Genomic DNA, 25,741 nt, shown 5'->3' with positions numbered 1-25,741 from the left:
CCTGTGGTCCTGTGGTCCTGTGGTCCTGTGGTCCTGTGGTCCTGTGGTCCTGTGGTCCTGCAGGCAGAATTTCAGATCCCTTTATGGATGCAAGCGCTTTCGCTCTTACTCGCCCCTTTAGACTCGTCCCGCGTTCCTGCTCACCTTTCCATAGAACCTCAGGGCCATAGGGCCGTTCTTCTCAACCCGCTTTTACTCGTTACTCGGCGCGCAGCATCACTCGACACTCGTCCCAGCTCTTCCTCGCCCCTATCAATTAACAAAATAGCAAACGTTTGCGTATGGCGTTAGTCCCTTTTTTTTGCGACAATGCATTACAAATACTCAACATTCATTCATAAAGCCGCTGAAGACGGTGACGTTCACGTAACACACCTCGCCTATTACGTCCCCCAAAGCGTTATTGCTGAAGACGCGACAGATAGGGCTCCGTTCATTCATCATCGAAAGGAAGACCATGACTGCTCAAATAATTGATGGAAAACTTATCTCTCAAACGGTGCGCCAAGAAGTGACTGCGCGGGTTAAAGCGCGAATTGAGGCGGGACTACGCGCCCCTGGACTCGCGGTTGTTTTAGTTGGACACGATCCCGCATCACAAATCTATGTCGGCAGTAAACGAAAAGCCTGTGACGAAGTTGGCTTCCTTTCTAAGTCTTTTGATTTACCCTCAACCGCCACAGATACCGAATTGTTAGCACTGATTGACGAACTCAATCAGGATGACACCATCGACGGCATCTTAGTGCAACTCCCCCTCCCTGCGGGTATTGATACCACCAAGGTACTTGAACGGATTGATCCAGAAAAAGACGTGGATGGTTTTCACCCTTACAATGTCGGTCGCCTGTGCCAACGTATCCCCAAATTACGCTCCTGCACCCCTAAGGGCATCATGACATTGATGGAGCGATACAACATTGCCGTTCGCGGTAAGCATGCCGTTGTAGTAGGAGCCTCTAACATTGTTGGCCGTCCCATGACGTTAGAACTCTTACTGGCGGGGGCGACCACGACGACGTGTCATCGCTTTACGCATGATTTAGAAAACCATGTTCGACAAGCCGATATCGTGGTGGTTGCCGTAGGGAAACCGAACTTTATTCCGGGCGCGTGGATCAAGCCGGGTGCCACCATTATTGATGTCGGTATTAACCGTCTGGAGAATGGTCAGTTAGTGGGCGATGTTGAATACGATGTCGCCTGCCAAAAAGCCGCCTACATTACCCCTGTCCCCGGTGGCGTCGGCCCGATGACCGTGGCATCACTGATCGAAAACACCCTACTTGCTTGCGAGCAGTATCACTCGGGTAACTAGGTTCGAGTTTCGAGTTTCGAGTTTCGAGTTTCGAGTTTCGAGTTTCGAGTTTCGAGTTTCGAGTAGAATGAGATCAAAAAAGCGAAAGGACGAGCCCTTTCGCTTTTTTATTCGCTAAGCATAAATAAGTGACATTCGAGAGAGCTCCCGAAGCAACACGCGCATCTCTAAAGCTTGCGTAGCCTCGAGTCTCGTCGCTTATTTCTCCTGCTTCACTGTCTCTTTCAGAAACGCGGTAAAGGCATCACCGAATTCTGGGTGACGCATGCCGTACTCGACAAACGCTTGCATGTAACCCAGTTTACTGCCGCAGTCGTGACTTTTGCCCGACATGTGAAATGCATTCACTTGTTGTTCTTTCATCAGCATGTCAATCGCATCGGTCAGCTGAATTTCATCACCAGCACCCATTGGGGTACGCGCCAGTAACGCCCAAATATCCGCCGGCAGAACATAACGGCCCACAATCGCCAAATTAGACGGTGCTTCTTCACGCGCTGGCTTTTCAACCACTTTCGTCATTGCCGTAGAACCGCCTGGCAACAAGCTTTCGCCGCCGATATCCGCCACACCGTAGTTCGACACCTCAGCCATCGGCACAGGCTCAACCATCACTTGGCTGATCTGGGTTTCATTAAATGCCGCGACCATCGCAGCCATGTTCTCACGGCGTAAGTCACTGGCGACATCGTCTAAAATCACATCCGGCAACACAACTGCAAACGGCTCATCACCCACCAAGGGATGTGCACATAAAATTGCATGCCCCAATCCTTTCGCTTGGCCTTGACGCACATGCATGATCGTCACGTCTTTCGGACAGATCTTCTGCACTTCATCCAACAACTGGCGTTTAACGCGTCGCTCTAGCGTCGCTTCCAATTCAAAAGAGGTATCAAAGTGATTCTCAATAGAGTTCTTTGATGAGTGTGTCACCAGCACAATCTCTTTAATACCGGCCGCCACACATTCATTCACCACATACTGAATCAATGGCTTATCAACAATAGGCAACATTTCTTTAGGAATGGCTTTTGTCGCTGGCAGCATACGCGTGCCAAGACCGGCAACAGGGATCACTGCTTTGCGCACAGGAGAAGTAATAGACATTATGCGTTCCATTTATAAATTATCGGGCTAACTATACCAAATTCAGCGAATGATACCCAAGTTCCTTCGGTGCTGCGCACCTCGCCCCATCTTACAAATATCGGGGCGATACCGGCGAGTCTCTCACTGCTTATTTCATGAGATCTTCATTTTGCACGCTCACTTTCACCGGTTTGCCCAACAAGTTAATCAGCATAAAGGAACGTTTCTCGCCATCAGGTTCTTGATAAATTGCCTCTATCCCTTTGAATTGCCCTTGCGTTAACTGCAAGGTTTCACCTGGTTGGGGTAAATCCGACAGCTTTGCTTGCTGCTCTTCGGAATCTTCATTCATCATTAACCCATAAATCAATTCAGGCCCTACCGTTTGTGGTCGCGCCCCTTGACGAATAAAGTCAGCGACACCACGGGTTGATCGGACCGTGGTATAGCTGATCGCTTCCGGATCAAAGTACACAAACATATAGCCCGGAAAAAGCGGTTCAAACACTTGCGTACGCTTTCCCCGGACGATTTTCTCAATCGTGACCTGCGGGTAGTAGCATTCAACACCTTGACGGTCCAGATTGATCACTGCGCGCTCTTGCTCACTGCGCTTACAATATAATAAATACCAATCTTTCATCACCGCCTCGCCTGTTTATCAATTATCTCACTGTAATTATACAGAAAAACAAATCAGATGTTGCCGTGCAAATCGACTAATTAATCACTAAATGATTGTTATTCATAATACCGGTAACACTTCCCCTGCACTTCCTTTCTGCTCGCAGAGATGTAACAAGTATGACAAATCGCCACCAGCAGATGATAACACCACATAAATACACCAAATCAGTATTTACATTCAAAAAAAGGCGAGTTTAAAATATTAGACCGAGGTATCAGTAAGTAAAACTGACATTTCACTTTTGCATGCTTATTGAACAATAGCTTATTGTTCAACGACTTGCATTGTTCCTTTTTTGTTTCGGAAATGTAGCGATTTGCAGTTTAATAATTTGTCCTTTATAAAAGAGCCCACACAAGCAAACACAATACCTATTAAATACAGAGAATAATTATGAGCAATCTAAAAAGTGGTACTTTATTAGGCCACCCGAAAGGTTTGTTCTTACTGTTTGGAACCGAACTGTGGGAACGCTTCTCTTACTATGCGATGCGCGCGATTCTTGTTTTATACCTCACGGATAAAACGATTAACGGCGGCCTTGGCTGGACAACGCAAGACGCATTGAACCTTTACGGCATCTACACTGGACTTGTTTATATTACCCCTCTTATTGGTGGTTGGATTGCTGATAACTTCTTAGGTCAACGCCGCTCGATCATCATTGGTGGTATTTTGATGGCGCTGGGTCAGTTCACCCTTGCATTACCACACAGCATGATTGACCCGCACGCCGTGACAGCCTTCTATGGTGGTCTGGCACTATTGATCATCGGTAACGGCCTCTTTAAACCAAACATTTCAACCATGGTGGGTGATTTGTATCACGAAGGTGATCACCGCCGTGACGGTGCCTTTACCATTTTCTATATGGGCATCAATCTGGGTTCACTATTGGCCGGTATCATTGCGGGTACAGCGTCTGCAGTATACGGTTGGAAAGCCGGTTTCCTGACTGCTGGTATTGGTATGCTGATCAGCCTGGTTACGCAGCTTATCTACGCTGAGCGCCTATTGGGTGATATCGGTAAAGTCCCTGCGGCGAAACGCGCAGCAGCGATGAACGCATCAGGTAAACAAGAGCCACTGACAAAAATTGAGCGCGATCGCCTGAAAGTGATCATGCTAATGGGTCTATTCGTGGTGATTTTCTGGGCGGGCTTTGAACAAGCGGGCGGCCTAATGAATATTTACTCACAACAGTACACTGACCGTATGCTAGGTAGCTTTGAAGTGCCTGCGGCATGGTTCCAGTCACTGAACCCGTTCTTTGTGATCACCATGGCACCGCTGATTGCTGCGCTTTGGGTGAAAATGGGGCCGAAAGAACCGAATTCACCGGTGAAATTTGCGATGGGTCTTTTCTTCCTTGCCGCAGGCTTCCTGTGCATGGTGGGTGCAACCTTGCAGCAAGGTGGTGATATCACCGTGAAAACCTCTATGATGTGGTTGGTCGGTGCATACTTCTTCCACACACTGGGTGAGCTTTGCTTGTCACCGATTGGCCTATCATTGGTAACGAAACTGGCGCCACTACGCCTTGCATCGTTGATGATGGGTGCGTGGTTCGGCTTCAACGCTATCGCTAACTACGTGGCTGGCATCATTGGTGCGCACGTAGGTGAATCTGGCCCAATGGCTATCTTCGGCGGTATCGCGATTGCAGCGACTCTATCTGGTCTTATCCTGCTACTGTGCGCAAACAAGCTTGTTAGCTGGATGCACGGCGCAGAAGGCCGAGTGGCGAAAAAAGAAGACATCAACGCTCAACCTGTTGAAGCGTAATGAGACATTCGACATGAATGAGAAAACGGAGAGCCTAGGCTCTCCGTTTTTGTATATATCAAGGTACGAGTGTCGAGTCTTAAGGGACGAGGAAAAGCGAGAAAAACAGGGGCGAGGGACGGGGCACGCTGCGCTTCGAGAAGCGAGTAAGAGCAGAAAACAAAAAAGGGTCCTGTGGTCCTGTGGTCCTGTGGTCCTGTGGTCCTGTGGTCCTGTGGTCCTGTGGTCCTGTGGTCCTGTGGTCCTGTGGTCCTGCAGGCAGGATTTTAGATCCCTTTATGGATGCAAGCGCTTTCGCTCCTGCTTTTTCCATAGGGCCTCAGGGCCATAGGGCCGCTCTTCTCAACCCGCTTTTACTCGTCCCTGCTCTTCCCGCACTTAAACTCTTTTAAACGTCAAACTGAAACTGGCAGCACCAATTTCACACAGCGACAAACGGCCGCCAGAGGCGGATAACGACAACTTCACGCTCTCATTACGACTGGCATTGTCACCCAGCCACGCTTGGCTGTTAATGCGTTGAGTGCCATCGCTAGTTTGCAGCCGTGCTGGCAACCCCGCCGACGTAATGGTGACACTGCGATCGGTCGCATCAAACACCCCAAACACCGCGCGTAACGATGTCGCATAACCGGAATGACGCATCCCTTTCTCAATTACCCGAATTAAGCCCGATAAGCTGTGTTGCTCGGCCATTCGCGTGCGCAGGTAGTCATTGAAAAAAGCCCGGATCAGTAACGTGGTCGCGGTGCTATTGTCACCGCCAGAGGCGGAATCCACCATATAAAAGGCCAATCGCCCATTCATCTGCCACGTGTAATCCAGCAGCACCGGCGAGACATCTGCCGACTGCAGTACACAGTAACTGAGTTGCCAATTCCCCAAGTGTGATTCAGTGGGTGGCATCAGTCCCATCAACAATTCACGCGCGGCCTCTGGGTTGGCCTTCAATTCTTCAATGTGCCATTCCAACTCTTCGTCAATCACTGTTTCATCATCAACACTGATCCATTGGCTAGAGAAATCCCCGTGGCTCGCGACACAATCTTGGCTTTTGAGCACAGATAATAGCGCCGATTTCAGCACCATGATGTTATCAAGCGGCTTGATCAAAAAATCCTTCACCCCATGACGCAGCGCATTAGCCACATCGCCCATATTACCGGTACCGGAAATCACGATGATGGGGAGCATCGGGTATTGCACAGACACTTCTTCGACAAATTCCATTCCGGTGAGGATCGGCATAGCAAGATCGCACAACAACACATCTGGGATCCCGTCCCGCAGTGCTTGTAACCCTTGCAGACCGTCTTCAGCTTCACGCACATGGCAACCTTGGCTGTTTAAAAAGCCAGTCAGCATGGTTCTGAATACGGGGTCATCTTCGACAATCAAGATGTCTTTATTTTCAAGCAAACCGGACTCCCTTGCCCCTTTACCGCTTAGCATACGCACGCTGTGGCTGTGTATGTTGATATTTGATGATTGATGATTGATGTGTTCATGGTTGGTTTACAGGCGCCTTGCCAGCAAATCGTTTACTAACGTATCAAAAGCATAGGCAGGAATCGCTGACACGTCAGGCAAAATACGGCAGGAAAGCAGAATTAATTGAATTTTGTTAAGGTGCTCAAAAATTAATAATTTCAAACACTAAGGCAAGTGATGATAAAAGAAGGTGACGATATCTTGATTTATAGCAAAACTTATCATGATAACGACATCTTTTGACACATTTTGTTATACAATTCTCAATTATAAGTTTTCAGCGATGTAGAGTTATGAAACTTGACGATTTGAATTTGTTCCGCATGGTTGTGGAAAATGGCAGCTATACCGCAGCTTCCCGCAAAACCCAAGTGCCCGTGGCTACCCTCACTCGACGGATCCAAGCACTCGAAGAGTGCCTGAACATCCGCCTGTTGAACCGTCATGCCAGAAAGCTGTCACTGACAGAAGCTGGCCAAAAATTCTATGATGACTGTAGCCCGTTGCTTCAACGTTTGGTCGATACCGCTGAGCACATCAGTGAAGAGTGCAAAGGCGCGGCGGGGAAACTCAAGATTGCCGCCCCTTCTAACCTGACAAAAGTTATGCTGCAACCCTTGCTGAATACCTTCATGCAACAGCACCCTGCGATTAACATCGAGTTATCGATGAGTAACGATCCGGAGTTACTGGATCCAACGGATTGGGATATCATTTTCCGTATTGGGCCACAACGAGACTCCACACTGATTGCAAGAAAAATCAATGCGGTAAAAGATATTTTGGTCGTTAGCCCTGAGTATTTGAAGCACAATCCAGAGCCAAAACACGCACAAGATCTGCACCATCATCCGCTGCTGAAAGGCAAACCGCTGCTGCGTTGGCGTTTGACGGATGACAATGGTGAAACGATCACGGTCAGCGACCGCGGCCGTTTTGAAGCCAATGAACTCAATGTGGTGCGCAAAGCCTGTATGGCGGGTTTAGGGGTGACACTGATGCCCGATGTCATGCTCAAAGACTACATTCAGTCAGGTAAACTAATCCGTATCATGGAAAACTGGTCATCCAATGAGCGTGATGTGTACCTGATGTATAACCACCGTGACTACCAACCCGAAAAGTTACGCCTGTTCATCGAATTTGCGAGTGATTACTTCAAGCTGTAATGACCCCGCGTTCGCCCCGTCCGCCATTCATCGTGTTTGTTCCTTTTGCTCATGATGGATGGTAGGCTTCTCCTCCTGCCAATCCCCCTTTCTACCTACCACGCTTTTGCTGATTTATCGGCTTTCTTCGTTTCCTTTTTATTTTACTTTCCCCTCCCATTTATCACCTAGACGACCACACTTGCCCCCTTTAGACACGCCCTACCCGCATTTTCACTGAAAAATGGTGTCACACAGCGGGTTATGTCATTCAGTGAGATACACCTCACCTTGCGAACCCTATCAACCCCGACTACACGTTAATAGGAAGACTTATTGAGGATAACCTATGATTTTGGGACACCTATTCGGGCTCTATGCCCATCCAAAACAAGAGTGGCGCACCATTGACAAGGATCATGAAGGCATACAAAGCAGTTTGAGCCACATTGTAGTGATCGCCCTCTTTCCACCTGCCTTTGCTTTTCTCTCCAGCGTGTTCATTGGCTGGCGAATTGGTGTCGGCGAGCCTATTTTTCTCACCGCGTCCAGCGCCTTTACCATGTCTATCGCGATGTACATCGCCTTGATCGGCGGCGTCTTTGCCTTGGCGTACCTCACCTACTGGATGAGCCACACCTTTGGTTCCGCCCCCACTTACACACAAGCGCTGGAGCTTGCCGCGTACACGGCCACACCGTTATTTATGGCAAGCATGGCCGCGCTTTACCCACAAGTGTGGTTTTTAATGTTGGTGGGTTTAGTGGGCGTCGCCTACTCGGTCTACTTGCTGTACACCGGCGTGCCCATTCTGATGCACATACCAGAAGAGCGCGGCTTCATTTATGCCAGCTCTATCGTGACGGGGGGCTTGGTGTTGCTTGTGGCTATCATTGCTGGCTCTGTGATTTTGTGGAACCTCGGTGTGGGACCCGTCTTTATTCATTAGCCGCATTCATTCGCAGTATGCTTAAGCCGACAACGTTTCCCTGAAATACAGAGGCATAAAAAAAGCGAGAGCACAGGCTCTCGCTTTTCCATAACACCACATCACGCAAAGGGGAACATTGCGGGGCAGTTACATGCCTTCGTTATGCAGTTCAAGATTGGCAAGATCTTGTTGGATTTCTCGTTGCGTTTTCGAGTCTTCGCTGCGCAACGATTCCAAGTAATCCAAGTAATCTTGATCGATGTCTGCCGTGACATACGTGCCGCTGAACACAGAGGTTTCAAACTGCTGAATATCCGGGTTGTTTTCTGCAACCGCCGTAACAAGGTCAGGTAAGTCTTGGAAAATCAGGCCGTCAGCGCCAATCATGGTACAAATTTCATCCACTTCACGACCGTGTGCAATCAACTCATTGGCCGATGGCATATCAATGCCGTACACGTTCGGGAAGCGCACTTCCGGCGCCGCAGAAGCCAAATACACTTTGCGCGCACCAGCTTCACGTGCCATCTCAATGATCTGCTCTGACGTGGTACCACGTACAATGGAGTCATCCACCAGCAAAACGCTCTTGTCTTTAAACTCCGAACGAATCGCATTCAGCTTACGGCGTACCGATTTACGGCGCATTTGCTGACCCGGCATGATAAAGGTACGGCCAACATAGCGGTTTTTTACAAACCCTTGGCGATACGGTTTATCCAACGTACGGGCAATTTCTAATGCGCTGTCACATGACGTTTCCGGGATCGGGATCACCACGTCGATATCCAAATCCGCCCACTCACGCTTGATTTTTTCACCCAGCTTTTGCCCCATGCACACTCGCGCCGCGTAGACCGACACTTTGTCGATAAACGAATCCGGACGGGCAAAGTAGACAAATTCAAACAAGCACGGGTTTAACGCAGGATTGTCCGCACACTGCTGTGTAAACAACTGGCCATCAAACGTGACGTATACCGCTTCACCCGGTGCCACGTCGCGCATGAAATCAAAACCCACCGCATCTAATGCAACCGACTCTGACGCCACCATGTATTCGGTTTGTTGCCCTTCCACTTCACGCTTACCCAAGCACAGTGGACGGATCCCTTTTGGATCGCGGAATGCAATCATACCGTGACCAATCACCATCGCCACCACCGCGTAGGCGCCAGACACCATACGGTGCACTTCTGCTACGGCATGGAAGATTTCTTCCGGCATGATCGGGTAGGTTTTGGCCTTATCTAATTGATTGGCGAGTACATTAAGGAGGAGTTCAGAATCGGAGGTGGTATTGACATGACGGCGGGCTTTTTCAAACAATGTTTCTTTGATGGCTTCCGCATTGGTTAAGTTACCATTGTGTGCCAATGAAATCCCATACGGTGAGTTCACATAGAACGGCTGGGCTTCTGAGGCACTGGAGCTGCCCGCAGTAGGATAACGCACATGACCTATCCCCACATTCCCTTGCAGACGCTGCATGTGTTTCGCTTCAAACACATCCCGCACCAACCCATTGGCCTTACGCAGACGGAAACGATTGCTTTCTAAGGTAACAATACCCGCTGCATCTTGGCCGCGGTGCTGCAACACGGTCAATGCATCATAGATAGACTGGTTCACCGGGGTTGAACCCACGATTCCGACAATACCACACATGTCCTAAATCCTCGTCACGCTTTAATAGTCGCTTAATTAAAAGTCAGCGAGTGTCAGGCTACGCCCGATCCTCGCTGTCAACGCTTTCCATGGCGCCAAACGCCGGTGGTATCACCGTGCCGCGCAGCGCCTTTACTACAACCGCTCGCTGCTACAACGCGCGCGGTAAAAAGCTTGATGTGTCTTTTAGGTATGTGAAAAACCATTCAATCACAACGCCAAACTGTGGGATCAACTCTGATTCCTTCCACCAGTCAGACTGAGATAACCCAGTAAATGCGTCCATGAAGAACAGTAACGCAGCGACAATTAAGACACCGCGCACGCCACCAAACACCACGCCAAGTACTCTGTCGGTGCCCGACAAACCGGTTTTTTGGACCAATTGGCCAATCACATAGTTCACCACTGCCCCGACAATCAATGTCGCAATAAACAGCGCGGCAATCGCACTGCCATTTCGCAGCATTTCATCCTGAATGTTCGCGAAATGGGCCGCCAGTTGGGTATAAAAATTACTGGCGATAAAAAAGGCTGCAAACCAAATCACGAGAGACAAGGCTTCTTTCACAAATCCCCTGATCAAACTGACCAGTGCCGAGAAGCCAATTACGCCTAAAATTACGTAATCAATCCAGATCATCATTTATTGTATTCGTCTTGTTGGTGCGTATTCTAACAGAAAAAATGAGAACGCAAACGTTTACCTAGGGGTTTAGTGGATTAAATCTGACCAATCGGCCTTTTAATCCGGTGATTTTTTGTAATTCTTTCAGTTTTGCTGTGAGCGTGTCTTTTGATACATCCGGACCGACCACCACTCTTGCCAATTCTCCTTCTTTAGGCTGTTTAGGGAACACATGGGCCTGATACCCTTTCTCTCGCAGGCTCGCCACTAACTGATGGGCGTTGTCCGCATTGCGGAATACCCCCAGCTGCACGACCCACCCGCTGTCTTTATTACCGGCTTTCGGCGGGGCGACAGGTTGTGGGGCCACGGCGACCACGTGCTCGACCGCTGATTGCGTATCGAATGCGGCGCCATCATCAGGCACAAACGCGCTCTCATCCGGCGTCTCGTGATCAATCACGACCGTCACCGGCTCTGGCGGTAAATCCACCTCGGCAAACGCCGGTGCAGGAATACGTTCGTATTCCACCTCATCGGCAGATTCTGGCTCAAGCGGAATGCTGGCAAACTGCTCTTGATAATGCTGCTTTTGACCATCAAACAAATCGGGGAGAAAAATCACCCCAATGGCGACCAAAATAATGGTCCCGACCAAGCGACTCTGAAATTTACTCGCCACAATCACTCCTATAGGTTGTTTTTAATTGCTTTTTCACTGCTTGCTTTCAATGTGACTGGTAATCTGCCCCACAGTGTAGAAGGAGCCAAAGACAATTACCATATCCTCAGGCCCTGCCTGTGTCAGCGCTGTGTCATAGGCGTCTGTTGGGGTCGCAAAACCGGCAATATCACCGCCAGTGTGGGTGCAAATGTGCGCAATGATCTCTTCGGCTTGCGCCGCACGCGGGCCGGTCAACGACGCGGGATACCACGCATCAACGATAGAATGCATTTCCGCGACCGTCGCGGCGATATCTTTATCGTGTAGCATGGCGACAACCGCATGAATGCGCTGCTTGTGCTCACGCTGCTTGATTTGCGCCAGTTGGCGAGCAAAGTATTCAGCAGAATGGGGATTATGGGCCACGTCCATGATCACGAGCGGCGCGGTCGAAACCACTTGCATGCGTCCTGGTAACGCGGCTTTCGCCAACCCGTTCGCAATGTGTTCGTCCGTGATATCCAAATCCGCGACAGCCAGCGCCATCAAGGCGGTAGCGGCATTGGGTAACGGCAGGGAGGGCAATGGCAGGTTATCAAGCTTGAACGCCCCACTCACCCACTGCCAACGGTCACCGTCAACCTGATAGTCAAACTGGTAACCCACCTGATAAAATTCAGCACCGATGTCATCGGCATGCGCAGGCACGCTCGCCGGTGGCTGTGGTTGACCACAGATAGCCGGTTTGCCTGTACGGAAGATACCGGCTTTCTCATACCCAATCACATTGATGTCATCGCCCAACCAATCGACATGGTCGACCGCCAGACTGGTGATCACCGACACATCATGATCAACAATATTGGTGGCGTCTAACCGTCCACCCAAACCGACCTCTAGCACCACCACATCCACTTGATGGTGTTTGAACAACTGCAGTGCCGCTAACGTACCAAACTCAAACAAACTCAGGCTGATTGCGCCACGCTGCTGCTCAATGGCATCAAACGCCATGCTATGATCACTGTCAGGCAGTTCTTGGCCGTTAACACGTACACGCTCGTTATATCGAACCAGATGCGGTGAACTGTACACACCCACTTTGTAGCCCGCTTCCAGCAAAATCGCTTCCAGCATGGCACAGGTTGAGCCTTTACCGTTGGTACCCGCGACAGTGATGACACGGTTTGCAGGCTTCGTCAGCCCGGCTTGGGTGGCGACAGCCTGCACACGGTCAAGCCCTAAATCAATCGCGCTGGTGTGTAATTGTTCAAGATAGGAAAGCCAAGTGGCTAAAGGGGAATGTGCTTGAGGTACTGTCAATCCGGACATGAGTTATCATTTTTCAGTTATGCAATATGACGTCTAATTTAACACTGAACGGCACGAACCCAAACTGCCTTGCACGAATAAAGCGGATCAAAACCCAAAAACGACAAACGGGACCACCGTCCCGTTTGTATTTTTATCCGGCGCTATCTACGCATGCGCGCAGCAACCGCGACGCAGCGATCAGTCTTGCGCTTTCGTAATATCGACCTTTGGGGTCTCAACATTCGCCGCAGGGCCATCTACTGACACCACCATCGGTGATGTCGCATGAGTCATTTTCGCGACCAGGCCGCCGATACGCTGGCGCATCTCACGACGGTCAACAATCATATCGATAGCACCGTGCTCCAGCAAAAACTCGCTGCGCTGGAAACCTTCAGGCAGCTTTTCACGCACGGTTTGCTCAATCACGCGCTGACCGGCAAAACCGATCAAGGCTTTTGGCTCACCAATGTTGATATCGCCCAACATCGCCAAACTCGCAGAGACACCGCCCATGGTTGGATCAGTCAGTACCGAGATAAATGGCAGACCTTTCGCCGATAAACGCTCAAGCGCCGCACTGGTTTTCGCCATTTGCATCAGCGACATCAAAGCTTCTTGCATGCGGGCACCGCCACTGGCAGAGAAACACACCAAGGCACAGTTGTTTTCAATCGCGGCATCCACGGCTTGCACAAACTTGGCACCGACCACAGAGCCCATTGAACCGCCCATAAAGGAGAATTCAAAGGCACACGCAACCAGTGGCTGCTCCAGCAATGTCCCTTGCAGTACCACCAATGCGTCTTTTTCACCGCTGGCTTTTTGCGCCGCAGACAGACGATCTTTGTACTTTTTGGAATCACGGAACTTCAGCTTATCTTGTGGCTCCAAGTCCGCCGCCAACTCAACCTGACCTTCGGCATCCAAGAATGTTTCCAAACGGCGACGCGCTTTCATACGCATGTGGTGGTCACATTTCGGGCAAACTTCCAGGTTACGTTCTAGATCGGCGTGATAAAGCACTTGTTCGCATGACGTACATTTGGTCCATACCCCTTCAGGGATTGACGCCTTGCGGGAGGAGACAATATTGCTTTTTGTAAGGATCTTTTCCAGCCAGCTCATGAATGACCTTTTCTGTTTTCACTCCCTGCTGCGCCGACTCGCAACGGCGATGCTCGGGCACTAGCAGCAGAGAATTACAAATTCATTAATTTTTCGAGATGGAATTAAAGCACAAACTTGCCAGTCTGTGGATAAAAAACTGGTACTATGAGTTGTTATAGACCCAATTTAAGGGGAATCCCATCCCCTTCTGCTTAAACCGACTCAAACAGCGGTTTCAACGTGAGTCAGTTCGCTTTTTCTGGCAGAAACGTAATCCGTCAATATTTAATCCGGCAAAAATAGCGGCCCCAATGGCGCGCGCGGCAAGCCAAATTCTGCAGGGTAATCCACATCCACCAAGTATAGCCCTTCAGCCTTGGCCGTTGCGCCCGCTAAACTGCGATTTTTCTGCTCAAGCAACCACTGAATCCATTCTGGTTTTTCTTCCCCACGACCCACTTTAATCAGGCTGCCGGTAATATTACGCACCATATGGTGAACAAACGCGTTGGCTTTAATATCAATGATCACAAAGTTGCCTTGGCGCGATACATTCACGTGCATCATGTTACGCCATGGGCTGAGCGACTGACAATGCGCTGCACGGAACGAGGTGAAATCCTGCTCGCCTAACAAGTACTGGGCGGCCTCATGCATCGCTTTTTCATCCAGATCACCATGATAATGGCTCACACCATTGCCAAGAATAGCCGGACGAAGCGCATGGTTATAGATGATATAACGGTAACGACGTGCCGTTGCGCTGAAACGCGCATGGAAGTCCTCACTTACCTCGGTTGCCCAACGCACGGCGATATCTTTAGGCAGATTCGCATTGGCACCCATGGTCCATGCCACCATTTTACGGCTCATGTTGGTATCAAAATGCACCACCTGCCCCGTGCCATGTACGCCAGCGTCTGTACGCCCGGCACACTGCACTTCGACAGGGTGAGCGGCAATTTTACTCAGGGCTTTTTCTAAACGCTGTTGCACGCTATCCGCGTGGCTTTGGCGCTGCCAACCGGAGTATTTGGTACCGTCGTACTCAATACCTAACGCTATTCGCATAATTCACTTCGTTTTTACTGGAGGCCAAAGGCCAAGGATCAATGGATGACGGATTATAGGGGATACCGGGGTGAGATAAAAGGTGGGGCGTGTTTCGAGTCACGCTGCGCTCCGGGTAAAAGCGGGACGAAGAAGAGCGGATTAAAGCGGTCCTATGATCCAGCCAATAATATCGAGTCGCCAGTTTATGAGTATCAAGAAAAAGCCCTATAGAAAAACAATCGCATCCGCTTTTGATCTTCCATAGGGCCTCAGGACCGCTCTTACTCGCCCCTACCACTACATATAGACTCGAAACTCGCTTCTGCTTTTGCTCCTCCTCGGAGCGCAGCGATACCCGTTCCTAGTCCCTCTTCTGCTTACACCTTCATCTTGCCCAACAAGGCATTCGCTTCTTGCTGTAGGCTGGTATCGGCTTGCAGAGCGATTTCTTCCAGCAAATCACGGGCGCCTTCGCTGTCATTCATTTCTAAATACGCTTTGGCTAAATCCAGCTTGCTGGCGTATTCACCTTGGCTATCAACATCGTACGCATCAATACCCGCCAGCACATCCGGGAATTCATCCAACCCTACCTCGAGATTTAATGGCGCTTCATCCCCCTCGATCGCCGGTACCTCATCCAACTCTTTCATCAATTCTTCAATACTGATGTAAGACGGTGCGGCAGTCGGTGCGGGTTTATCGTCGTTCAACAGAACGGATTCTGAATCATCCTCCCATTGTTCGTCGGTAAGATCAGGCTCAAACTCCGCCACATCCGCGGTTTGCATGTCCGGTTGTGTGGTCCAGTCTTCCCCTTCCAACACAGGTTCGGTATTCGCCGCGGACCAAATCGCATCCTCTTCCGCCGTTAACGACTCTTCCACCTGTTCTGCTGCCGATGCAAAGCGGGCATCTTGCGCTAACGCGTCCCGTTCAAGGGGATCGATCGCAAGGGTGTCGAGAGCAGACGTTGCCGTCACTGCGGGTTGTGGTTCGTCACGCAGGGCATCCATTGCCACACTCGGTGACGCAGGCGCCTCCGGCTCACTCAGCAAGGCCGCCATGTCTAACCCGGCCGTTTCCATACTGTCACGTTCTGCATCCGTCGTACTGTCTGCGAATGCCGATGCGGATGCTGGCATCGCGAATTCAGCGGCGACATCAGGGGCATATTCAGGCGTCACCGTCTGCGTAAGCCCTTGCTCCAGCTCGTACTGTTCTAGCTCGTGCTGCTCATCAAAAGACGCTTGCAGAGCGTCATCTTCCCCGAACTCCGGCAAGGTGTCGGCATCATAGGTTTCAAAGGCCACCTGTGGCTGACCGTGCAACGCAAACGGTGAGGTAAGCTCAGTCACGTTGTCATCATTGAGCGATTCAACATCGGTGTGATCTTCGATCGTATCGACAGCCTCTGGCTTGGCTTCTGCTTCTGCTTCTGCTTCTGCTTCTGCTTCTGCTTCTGCTTCTGCAAAGCGTACCGCGCTGTCATCTGAAACAGGTGCTGTCGTTGCTGGTAAATCGGCCGCTTCTGCAGCTTGCTGCAACTGACGAACGATGTTGTCAAAGACCGCTTGCTCTTCGTCGGCACTGACCGTCATCGCTGGCGCATCATCCAAGACGACATCAGCGGCATTCATCACCGCTTCTTCGTCGAACTCGGGGTAATCACTGAGATCCAACGGCGAATTGACATCCAAGCTTTCCAGCAACTGCTCCACGGTCATGCCGACAGAAGGATCCATCGCGGCGGCATCGTCTTCGGTAAAAGAAGACGCTAACATGGCTGCTAGCTCTGCCTGCTCGTCATCAACCGCTTCCACGATCTCTGCCGCCGCTGCGTTCTCAATATCATCCGGCGTCTGCGTCTCTAACGCCTCCTCCGCTTCAATATCAACATCAACAGTATTTGCTTCCGACGTCTCTGTCAGCGCTTCAACGTCAGGCTGCGTGTCAGCCAGAGGGGCTGCTGTTGGCATGTCCGTTGTGATCGCATCAGTGACTTCTTCGAGCTCCTCATCCTCTTCGATCCCCGCAGCAGTATCATCAAACTGCGATGCGGGTTGATCAATGACTGGCTCATTCGTTAAGACGTCATCCGCTAAAACCGCATCCAGCACAATCTCATTCGTTACAGTATTCGACACGTCATTTGCCATGTCACGGGCAACGTCATAATCAGCAGGCATCACCGGCGTGTCTTGCGGCACATCGTTCAGCGCTGACTCATGTTCTGGTTCGAACGTTGATTCAAACTCAGGCTCAAATTCAGATTCAGGTTTTGATTCAAATGTTGACTCAAACTCGGGGTCATCCAGATCCATCGACGGCCAATCCAACGCCGACGCATCGTCGTCTTCATCCTCAATGTCTGCCACCAGCTCATCCAGCAATGCCGTGCTGTTTTCGCTCAGTGCAATGTCGGACGACGGAAAATCATCGTCTTCGTCCAGATCGCCCAACAGCTCATCCAGTAATGCCGTACTGTCTTCTTCCAGCGTAATGTCAGACGTCAACATGTCGTCGTCGTCATCCATCAGCTCATCAAGCAGCGAGGTACTGTTTGCCGAGAACAAGTCGTCAATGTCATCCTGTGACGAGAACGAGAACATGTCTGCATCCGCCAAGGCTTGATCGATCGCCGCTTGTTGAGCGAGATCATCATTGGCGCGCGCCGCGATCTCGGCGGCGGTGTCTGCCTGCGTGTTGGTATTGCTCGGATCATCCTCTGCGACAAAGCTGTCGAACAAAGAGTCCAGATCCTCTTGGTTGATCAGCATTTCCTGATCCGGCGTTACCTCGGGGCGACGCTCCGAAGGTTGCGGCGCATCCTGCCCCTTTTCAGGTACACCCAAATCCATCACATCGCTATCAAACGACAAGTCAAAACTGTCTTCATCGTCTTCCACTTGCAGCGATTTTTCCCACATGGCGGCTAACGCTTCATCGGAACTCAGATCGGCTTTTTGCTCAATCTCATCCAATGCTCGCTCCATGTCTTCCAGACCAATAGCTTGCTCATCGCCTTTCACAGAGATGCTGCTTGGCCCAAAACCGTTTTCCATCTCAAACAATTCGTCATCGATCGTGGCTTTATCGTCAATATCTTCGGCGAATAACGGATCATCCTCGCCAAACAGATCATCCAAGTCGTCGTCACCGCCCAAGGCCAGGTTAGGCACTACTTCATCGTCGACGGGTGGCGGCATCATCGCCGGATCATCGGCCTTTGGCCCTTCAAGGGCGTCCAGCGACTCTTCCTCTTCTTTCTTACGGCCCCACAGGAAGTACGCCAACGCGCCCGCTAACAAGCCACCGGGGATCAGCGCCATCGCGGCCAATGCCCACGGGTTATCAATCAAGCGATCAAACAGGGTCGCTTCCGGCTCGGTCGGTTTTGCCGCTTGCAAAACTCTTTGCTGTTCAATGAAATCTTTGATCTGCGCGCGCAGTTGCTCATCGTCGCTGATTTGGTTTTTCAACGCGGCCACTTCGTGCTGCATTTCCGCCAGACGCACACGCAGTAAATGGTTACTTTCCAGCAGTTTAGTCATCTGCTCATCAGAGGCATCCAACTGATCTTGCAGCGCTTGCGGTTTTGCCGGGATCAACGCACGCATGCTTTCAGCTAGCGTCGGCTCCGCTTTCGCGACCGCCGATGTCTCAGCCGGTTTAACTGCAGGTGTGGCGTTGTCTACTTTAACGGCAGGCTTTGGTTTAACGACAGGTGTTGGTGTTGCTGCCACTTTGGGAGCCGGTGCTGGCACCGCTTTAGGCGCTGGCGGTGCTTTCTTGGCAATCGCACCACGACCTTTGCCTTTATCGGCTTCCAGACGCAGCTTCACCGCGTTAACGTTCTCACGCTGGATCTGTGACAGTGTCGGGATCGTCAGAATGCTACCCGGCACCAAGGTATGGATATTGTTCTGCTCAAAGGCTTGCGGATTCTGACGGAAAATCGCGCCAATTACCTGATAAATAGAGATCTGATCATTCGGGCGGTAGCGAGATGCTATCGACCACAAGGTTTCCTGATGGGTCGTAGGCCCATAACGGTTGGCACTGGTATACGACGGCGCAGACGAAGAGGTCGAATAAGGGGAAGGCGCAGGCTGTTCATCAGGCGTCGGCCCCATGATACGTATGGTATTGGCGTGTGCCGGGAAGGCAAGGGCCGAAGAAATCAGTACCGGTAATAAAAGGCGTTTCATCATCTTGGAATGGTCAGACACTGCCTACAGTCCTCTTTGGCAGGAAAAAAGCGATCAATGCATCGCGCAAATTCGCGCACACCGTGTGCACCGATTTTCTATCGCGCATGATACTAGAATAATAGATATCGGCCTATTGCCAATGATCTTGAGTGTGTATTGAGGAAGCACGCATGGGCTGCCTCTTCACGGGCAGATAAACAAACAGGGAAAGCTCAGCTTTCCCTGTTGATTGGCCTATCATGCGCAAAAACGCGGATCTTATAGGTATTCAGCGATCAGTTTTTCAGCAATCTGCACGCTGTTCGTCGCGGCACCTTTACGGACGTTATCCGCAACAACCCACATGTTAATACCGCATGGGTGGCTGATGTCTTCACGAATACGCGCAACCATGACGTGATCTTTACCGGTCGCGTCACCCACTTGCGTTGGGTACGCATTACCGTGGAACACTTCGATGCCTTCAGCATTTTCCAGCAGGCTGATCGCTTCTTCGATGTTCACCGGCTGACTGGTTTCCACATGCACCGCTTCGGCATGCGCGTAGAACACCGGTACGCGAACACACGTCGGGGTCACACGGATAGTGTCGTCACCCAAAATTTTCTGGGTTTCCCACACCATTTTCATTTCTTCTTTGGTGTAGCCGTTATCCATGAACTCATCGATGTGTGGCAAGCAGTTAAACGCGATTTGCTTGTCGTACACGCTGGTTTCAGCCGACAGGCCATTCAACAACTTCACGGTTTGGCCCGCTAATTCGTCGACGCCTTCTTTGCCAGAACCCGATACAGACTGGTATGTGCAGACATTAATGCGCTCAATACCGTACGCATCATGGATAGGCTTTAGGGCCACCATCATCTGAATGGTCGAGCAATTTGGGTTTGCGATGATGTTACGGTTGCGGAAGTCAGCCAACGCGTGCGGGTTCACTTCTGGCACGACCAACGGCACATCGTAGTCGTAACGGAAGCGTGATGTGTTATCAATCACGATCACGCCTTGCTCAGCCGCAATCGGTGCCCAGCGATCAGACGCTTCTGCACCGGCAGAGAAAATAGCAAGCTGTACCTGATCCCAGTCGAATTCTTCAACATTGGTCACACGTACACTTTTGCCTTTAAAGCGCACGACTTTGCCCGCACTGCGCTCAGACGCAAGCAAATAGAGATTGCGAACAGGAAAATTGCGATTCTCAAGCACTTCTACAATGGCTTCGCCAACGACGCCGGTTGCGCCAAGTACGGCAATATCATATTCCTGGCTCATGGCCTTTCCTCTACTGTAAAACCTAATTTAGCCAGCGACTCTACCCCAAAATGGGCCTCGCCCGCTACCGTAATCGCACTATATTCACGTCGATCCCAGTAATTTTTCCGCATCCGATCGAACGCAGTGGCCATTTCCACGCTACCTTCTTCTGTTTGCCCCATTTCACGGCGGAACACGCCGTCATCACGGCGCACATCGTAGACCAATTGGGTCAGACTAAAGAGGGTCGCGTCATCCCATGGCTGACTTAACACCACGTGCGGGATAGGTGCAATAGGCAACAAACTGGCCGCTTCCACGACTTTGTCGACCGCCAAAAATTCGCAAAAACGGTTGTAGACCATGGTGGTGCCACGCGCTTTGCCTTCCAACCCGTAACCCGCCACATGCGGCGTGGCAAAGGCCAATAACGGCAACAGCGCCAAGTCCACTTGTGGCTCGTGTTCGAACACGTCCAGCACGGCGGTGAGGTGCGGTCTTGCATCGATGCCATTGGCGTGTTGTTGACAGGCCTGCAGCGACGCGTTTAAGGCGACTTTCAATGCTTGATTATCGACCACGGGGCCACGGGCGGCGTTGATCAAAATGGCGCCCGCTTTAAGCTGACCAAGAAACGCGGCATCCACCAAATGGTGCGTCGGGTAGTCGCCGTCACGGGTGATTGGCGTGTGCAGGGTGATCACATCGCACTGCTGTTGGATATCCTCAATGGAATGAAAAGTACGTGTATCCCCTTGGGCTTGTTTGATGGGGTCATTCAGCAAATAGCGGATCCCTAGCGCATCCAGACATTGCGCCAAGTAACTGCCCACGTTACCCGCCCCAATAATACCGACGGTTTTATCAAACACGGAAAAGCCTTGCTGCTGGCCCAAGACCATCAGGCTGCTCAGCACATATTCGGCGACACCGACTTTATTACACCCCGGCGCAGCGGTGAACGTAATGCCTTTTTCTGCCAGCAACGCCTCATCAACATGATCCTGCCCCGCCGTGGCGGTACCGACAAATTTCAGCGCATTGGCTTTGCTGAGCAAGTTGGCATTCACTTTCGTCACCGAGCGGATCATCAAAGCATCCACATCCACCAAATCGTCGGCGGTTAAAGTACGGCCTGGTTTGCTGATCACGTCGCCTAATTGGCTAAACAGCGCTTCGGCATACGGCATATTCTCGTCTATGAGGATTTTCATCACTGGGTCCTAAAGTCATTACGTGATTCACGTGGGTTTCGCGATGGGGGAATTGTAAAGCATTCAGGGACGAGGGGGATACAAAAAAGCCCGGCAGCATAGCGCTACCGGGCGTGTTCCAGGCAATCAAACAGTCACCGCGATCACAGATCTATCCCGCAAAAGAAAATACTATGATGGCGATACCTGTCGCGTCTGTTTTGGCGCTGACTGGCGCTCATCCCACTCATCCAGTCTCCGCAAAAAGGCCGTGAATGGTTGAACGCCGTCAGTGCCAACACCTGGAGAATGAGAGTAATAAGCCTATGGTCCTATGGTCCTATGGTCCTATGGTCCTATGGTCCTATGGTCCTATGGTCCTATGGTCCTATGGGTAGGATGTCAAATCCCGTCATTGATGCAAACACTTTCGTGCCTGCTTTACCTCAGGGCCTTAGGGCCGATCTTTCCCACAGGACCGCTACTAGACTTATCCTTCGTATTTCTTGATAACCAGTGTGGCGTTGGTGCCGCCGAAGCCGAAGCTGTTTGACATCACGGTCTTCAGTTCAACGTCGCGCGTTTCCGTCACGATGTCCAAACCTTCAGCCGCAGGGTCGAGGTTATCAATGTTGATGCTTGGGGCGACAAAGCCGTTATCTAGCATCAGCGTTGAGTAAATCGCTTCGTGTACGCCCGCCGCGCCCAGTGCGTGACCGGTCATGGCTTTGGTCGCAGAAATGGCAGGGCTGTTTTCGCCGAACAATGCCTGAATCGCGCCTAGCTCTTTTACATCGCCGACTGGCGTTGATGTGCCGTGGGTGTTGATGTAATCAATCGGCGCATCCAAATCTTGCATCGCCATCTTCATACAACGTACCGCGCCTTCACCGGATGGGGCGACCATGTCGTAGCCGTCAGACGTCGCGCCGTAGCCAACGATTTCGCCGTAGATCTTCGCACCACGTGCAAGGGCATGTTCCAGCTCTTCAACCACCAGCATGCCGCCGCCACCAGAGATAACGAAACCGTCACGGTCTGCATCGTAAGTACGGGATGCTTTTGTTGGATCGTCGTTGTACTTAGTCGACAACGCGCCCATCGCATCAAACATCATGGTCAGTGACCAATCCAACTCTTCACCGCCACCAGCAAACACCACATCTTGTTTGCCCAGCTGGATCAATTCCAGTGCGTGACCGATACAGTGTGCAGAAGTCGCACACGCCGAGCTCATGGTGTAGTTCACACCACGGATTTTAAACGGGGTCGCCAAACAGGCTGATACGGTGGATGACATAGTACGCGGTACCATGTAAGGGCCCACACGCTTCACGCCTTTTTCGCGCAGAATATCAACCGCAGCGACTTGGTTGTAAGACGATGCGCCACCCGAACCCGCCACCAGGCCAGTACGGTCATTAGAGACTTGTTCTTCGGTCAGGCCCGCATCCGCGATAGCCTGCTCCATCGATAAATATGCAAATGCGGCGGCATCACCCATGAAACGCATTTTTTTACGATCAATATGCTCAGAGGGGGTCATTTTCAAATCGCCCCAAACATTGCTGCGCAGTTTCATTTCTGCGAACTGTTCAGAGTAAGAAATACCGGATTTACCCGTTTTCAATGACGCCAGCACTTCTTTAACGTTATTACCAATGCTGGATACAATACCCATGCCTGTGATTACGGCTCGTTTCATGATGAATTCCTACTGTCATTTAACGCTGACGATAATAACGGGTTTGGCTGTCAAAAGTGGTCAGCTTTCCTTTTGATCGGGTACAATCGCCCATAATTTCACTAAAATTGTGCATTATTACTGCGCAGCGCACAGTGCCTGTCCGCCTGTGTACCCCGTAATGCTGAAGATGTGACCCGTTAAGGTTACACTCTGTTGTTCCCCCCCACTTATGAGGTTGCTCCCTTGCCTGATTCTGTAAAACACCCTGACATGCCTTCTTCTGTCTCTCGCATTGCCCATGCGGTTTTAGACTGGAATGAAGCAGGTACACCCGTCTCCAACGATTTCGACGATGTGTATTTTTCAAATGCAAACGGCCTGGAAGAAACCCGCTACGTCTTTTTACACCAAAACCACCTGCCCACCCGTTGGGAGACGTTTGATCGCCGCCGCTTTGTGATTGCCGAAACCGGCTTTGGCACCGGCCTGAACTTTCTCGCGGTGTGGCAATGGTTCAAGGCGTTCCGTGCCGCCAATCCAGACGCCACCACCAAAGAATTGCATTTCATCAGCTTTGAGAAGTTTCCGGTCACCAAAGACGACTTGATCAAAGCGCATCAGTCATGGCCCGATCTGGCGGACGTGGCGGAAAAGCTGCACGCCCACTACCCACCCGCGGTGGCGGATTGCCACCGCTTGGTGCTGGAAGATGGCATGATCACGCTGGATTTATGGTTCGGCGATATCAAAGACTGTATGCCTCAAGTATGGACCGATACGCGCGGCATTGTGGATGCCTGGTTCCTTGACGGCTTTGCCCCGAGCAAAAACCCGGAGATGTGGAGCCAAACCCTGTTTGATGGCATGGCGAAACTGGCCCGTACCGATTGTACCGTAGCGACATTTACCGCCGCCGGTTTTGTCCGTCGCGGCCTGATTGACGCAGGCTTTAGCATGAGCAAAGTCAAAGGGTTTGGTACCAAGCGCGAAATGCTGGCCGGCCACATTGCTGATCGCCAGTACGGCAGCAATGTGAAACCGTGGTACACCCGCCGCGCGGCGTCTCACACAGAGTCCGTGGCGATCATTGGCGGGGGCGTGGGCTCTGCGACCACCGCACTGGCACTCGCACGCCGTGGTATTCACACGACGTTATACTGTGCCGATGCCTTGCCTGCCGAAGGCGCATCCGGCAACCGTCAAGGTGCGGTGTACCCGTTACTGAATGGTGCCAACGATGCCTTGTCGCGTTTCTTTGCCCCGGCGTTTTTGTTTGCCCGTCAGTTTGTCGACCAAGCCGCCGCCAACAATGAAAAAGCGGGGACCAGCTTTGATCATGACTGGTGTGGCGTCACGCAATTGGCATGGGATGACAACGCGGCGAAAAAGCTGGGTAACATGCTCAATGGCGGCTTCCCAGAGGCGCTGATCCGCGGCTTGGATGTGGCTGAAACCGCAGCCGTTACTGGCGTTGAAACCGGCTTTGACAGCGTCAACTACCCGCTGGGCGGTTGGTTATGCCCACAAGCCCTAACCCGCGCCTTACTCGAACAGGCCCAAGCGACCGGTTATTTAACCGTGCGTACCGAGTGCGAGATTGTACAGCTAGCACAAAGCACATCGCCAGATCTGTCTCCGTCTCAGGAGCAGCAATGGCAGTTAACCGACCAAGACGGACAGCAAACCACACATGGCACCGTTGTCGTGGCCAACGGTCACCGTTTTGCTGAGCTGACACAGACTCAAGCCATTCCTGCTTACTCGGTGCGTGGCCAAGTCAGCCACATCCCCACCAATGCAGCGTTAAGTGAGCTTAACACCGTACTGTGTTACGACGGCTACCTGACCCCCGTAAACGCTGCAGGTGACAGTCATTGCATTGGTGCCAGCTACCGCCGAGGCAGTACCGATTTGACCTTCAGCAGTGAAGAGCATGCGGATAACCAGCAACGCCTGATCAACTGTCTACCTGAGAGTGAATGGCCCACCACGCTGGACTTTTCCGCCAATAACGCCCGTGTCGGCGTACGCTGTGCCAGCCGTGATCACCTACCGTTTGTGGGTGACGTGTGTGACTTCGATGCCCTGCTTGCGCAATACGCTGATTTGAGAGACAACCAAGACAGCGCCCAACCGGTACCGGTTTACCCGAACCTGTATGCGATGATCGGTTTAGGATCGCGCGGCCTGAGTTCAGCCCCGCTATTGGGTGAAGTGTTAGCCTCGCAGATCTGCGGCGACCCGTTACCGTTGCCAAACAGTGTACTGGAAGCCTTGCATCCGGGACGGATGTGGGTGAGAAAGTTGGTGAAGGGGAAGAAAATTCAGTAAGAGCAGTTTGCGAGTGTCGAGGGGCGAGGAAAAGCAGGGACAGGAAAAGCAGGTACGAGTACCTAGGGACGAGTCACGCTGCGCTCGAGTGAGAGCAAAATCAAAGGGAACGGTCCTGTGGTCCTGTGGTCCTGTGGTCCTGTGGTCCTGTGGTCCTGTGGTCCTGTGGTCC

The 25,741-nt window shown here is 51.4% G+C and carries 18 protein-coding genes; 5 read left to right on the top strand and 13 right to left on the bottom strand.

The window, feature by feature from the left end:
• Positions 1-457 precede the first annotated feature (457 nt).
• Positions 458-1,318: a bifunctional methylenetetrahydrofolate dehydrogenase/methenyltetrahydrofolate cyclohydrolase FolD gene (gene folD / locus L4C36_RS20590; RefSeq protein WP_428479673.1), complete on the top strand. Its 861-nt coding sequence runs from the start codon at positions 458-460 to the stop codon at positions 1,316-1,318.
• A 198-nt stretch (positions 1,319-1,516) separates the two neighbouring features.
• Here the strand turns inward: folD and galU are convergent, their stop codons facing one another.
• Positions 1,517-2,428: a UTP--glucose-1-phosphate uridylyltransferase GalU gene (gene galU / locus L4C36_RS20585; RefSeq protein WP_428479672.1), complete on the bottom strand. Its 912-nt coding sequence runs from the start codon at positions 2,426-2,428 to the stop codon at positions 1,517-1,519.
• A 130-nt stretch (positions 2,429-2,558) separates the two neighbouring features.
• Positions 2,559-3,053 carry a transcription/translation regulatory transformer protein RfaH gene (gene rfaH / locus L4C36_RS20580; protein WP_428479671.1) on the bottom strand — a complete coding sequence of 165 codons (495 nt, stop codon included), beginning with the start codon at positions 3,051-3,053 and terminating at the stop codon, positions 2,559-2,561.
• A gap of 438 nt (positions 3,054-3,491) precedes the next feature.
• On the opposite strand from rfaH, the gene L4C36_RS20575 reads away from it, so the two are divergent.
• Positions 3,492-4,883 (top strand): peptide MFS transporter, encoded by a 1,392-nt coding sequence (locus tag L4C36_RS20575; RefSeq protein WP_428479670.1) that lies wholly within the window; start codon positions 3,492-3,494, stop codon positions 4,881-4,883.
• Between the two features lie 378 nt (positions 4,884-5,261).
• Here L4C36_RS20575 and L4C36_RS20570 read toward each other — a convergent pair whose 3' ends face one another.
• The gene (locus L4C36_RS20570; RefSeq protein ID WP_428479669.1) at positions 5,262-6,302 is read right to left on the bottom strand and encodes a response regulator; all 1,041 of its coding nucleotides are present in this window, start codon (positions 6,300-6,302) and stop codon (positions 5,262-5,264) included.
• Positions 6,303-6,667: 365 nt separating this feature from the next.
• On the opposite strand from L4C36_RS20570, the gene L4C36_RS20565 reads away from it, so the two are divergent.
• Both L4C36_RS20565 and L4C36_RS20560 read left to right on the top strand, forming a co-directional pair.
• Complete coding sequence (locus L4C36_RS20565; RefSeq protein ID WP_428479668.1) at positions 6,668-7,543, top strand: LysR family transcriptional regulator; 876 nt, start codon at positions 6,668-6,670, stop codon at positions 7,541-7,543.
• 328 nt (positions 7,544-7,871) lie between these two features.
• Positions 7,872-8,471, top strand: a complete 600-nt coding sequence (locus L4C36_RS20560) for a Yip1 family protein (protein ID WP_428479667.1) — start codon at positions 7,872-7,874, stop codon at positions 8,469-8,471.
• Positions 8,472-8,600: 129 nt separating this feature from the next.
• Here the strand turns inward: L4C36_RS20560 and purF are convergent, their stop codons facing one another.
• The 10 genes from purF to fabB all read right to left on the bottom strand — a co-directional run bounded on the left by purF (position 8,601) and on the right by fabB (position 23,256).
• On the bottom strand, positions 8,601-10,121 hold the full coding sequence (purF, locus tag L4C36_RS20555; protein ID WP_428479666.1) for an amidophosphoribosyltransferase: 1,521 nt from the start codon (positions 10,119-10,121) through the stop codon (positions 8,601-8,603).
• Between the two features lie 151 nt (positions 10,122-10,272).
• Positions 10,273-10,764: a colicin V production protein gene (gene cvpA, locus L4C36_RS20550; protein WP_428479675.1), complete on the bottom strand. Its 492-nt coding sequence runs from the start codon at positions 10,762-10,764 to the stop codon at positions 10,273-10,275.
• Positions 10,765-10,828: 64 nt separating this feature from the next.
• Complete coding sequence (locus L4C36_RS20545; protein WP_428479665.1) at positions 10,829-11,431, bottom strand: SPOR domain-containing protein; 603 nt, start codon at positions 11,429-11,431, stop codon at positions 10,829-10,831.
• Between the two features lie 33 nt (positions 11,432-11,464).
• The gene (gene folC / locus L4C36_RS20540) at positions 11,465-12,745 is read right to left on the bottom strand and encodes a bifunctional tetrahydrofolate synthase/dihydrofolate synthase (protein WP_428479664.1); all 1,281 of its coding nucleotides are present in this window, start codon (positions 12,743-12,745) and stop codon (positions 11,465-11,467) included.
• Between the two features lie 180 nt (positions 12,746-12,925).
• Positions 12,926-13,855: an acetyl-CoA carboxylase, carboxyltransferase subunit beta gene (gene accD / locus L4C36_RS20535; protein ID WP_428479663.1), complete on the bottom strand. Its 930-nt coding sequence runs from the start codon at positions 13,853-13,855 to the stop codon at positions 12,926-12,928.
• Positions 13,856-14,122: 267 nt separating this feature from the next.
• A complete protein-coding gene (gene truA, locus L4C36_RS20530; RefSeq protein WP_428479662.1) occupies positions 14,123-14,908 on the bottom strand; it encodes a tRNA pseudouridine(38-40) synthase TruA in 786 nt (261 codons plus the stop codon).
• Positions 14,909-15,267: 359 nt separating this feature from the next.
• Positions 15,268-19,122: a FimV/HubP family polar landmark protein gene (locus L4C36_RS20525; protein ID WP_428479661.1), complete on the bottom strand. Its 3,855-nt coding sequence runs from the start codon at positions 19,120-19,122 to the stop codon at positions 15,268-15,270.
• 240 nt (positions 19,123-19,362) lie between these two features.
• On the bottom strand, positions 19,363-20,376 hold the full coding sequence (locus L4C36_RS20520) for an aspartate-semialdehyde dehydrogenase (protein WP_428479660.1): 1,014 nt from the start codon (positions 20,374-20,376) through the stop codon (positions 19,363-19,365).
• Entirely contained in the window at positions 20,373-21,572 is a 1,200-nt protein-coding gene (locus tag L4C36_RS20515; protein ID WP_428479659.1) for a 4-phosphoerythronate dehydrogenase, read from the bottom strand. The genes L4C36_RS20520 and L4C36_RS20515 overlap by 4 nt, the downstream gene beginning before the upstream one ends.
• 469 nt (positions 21,573-22,041) lie before the next feature.
• Complete coding sequence (gene fabB / locus L4C36_RS20510; RefSeq protein ID WP_428479658.1) at positions 22,042-23,256, bottom strand: beta-ketoacyl-ACP synthase I; 1,215 nt, start codon at positions 23,254-23,256, stop codon at positions 22,042-22,044.
• A 252-nt stretch (positions 23,257-23,508) separates the two neighbouring features.
• Between fabB and mnmC the strand changes: the two genes are divergently transcribed.
• Positions 23,509-25,569 (top strand): bifunctional tRNA (5-methylaminomethyl-2-thiouridine)(34)-methyltransferase MnmC2/FAD-dependent 5-carboxymethylaminomethyl-2-thiouridine(34) oxidoreductase MnmC1, encoded by a 2,061-nt coding sequence (gene mnmC / locus L4C36_RS20505; protein ID WP_428479674.1) that lies wholly within the window; start codon positions 23,509-23,511, stop codon positions 25,567-25,569.
• The last annotated feature ends 172 nt before the right edge of the window (positions 25,570-25,741 follow it).

Origin of the sequence: Photobacterium japonica, from assembly GCF_050337005.1 — a bacterium.
In the GTDB taxonomy this organism is placed as follows: domain Bacteria; phylum Pseudomonadota; class Gammaproteobacteria; order Enterobacterales; family Vibrionaceae; genus Photobacterium; species Photobacterium japonica.
The sequence above is the reverse complement of the archived record's forward strand: the minus strand, read 5'-3'. Positions and strand labels throughout refer to the sequence as shown.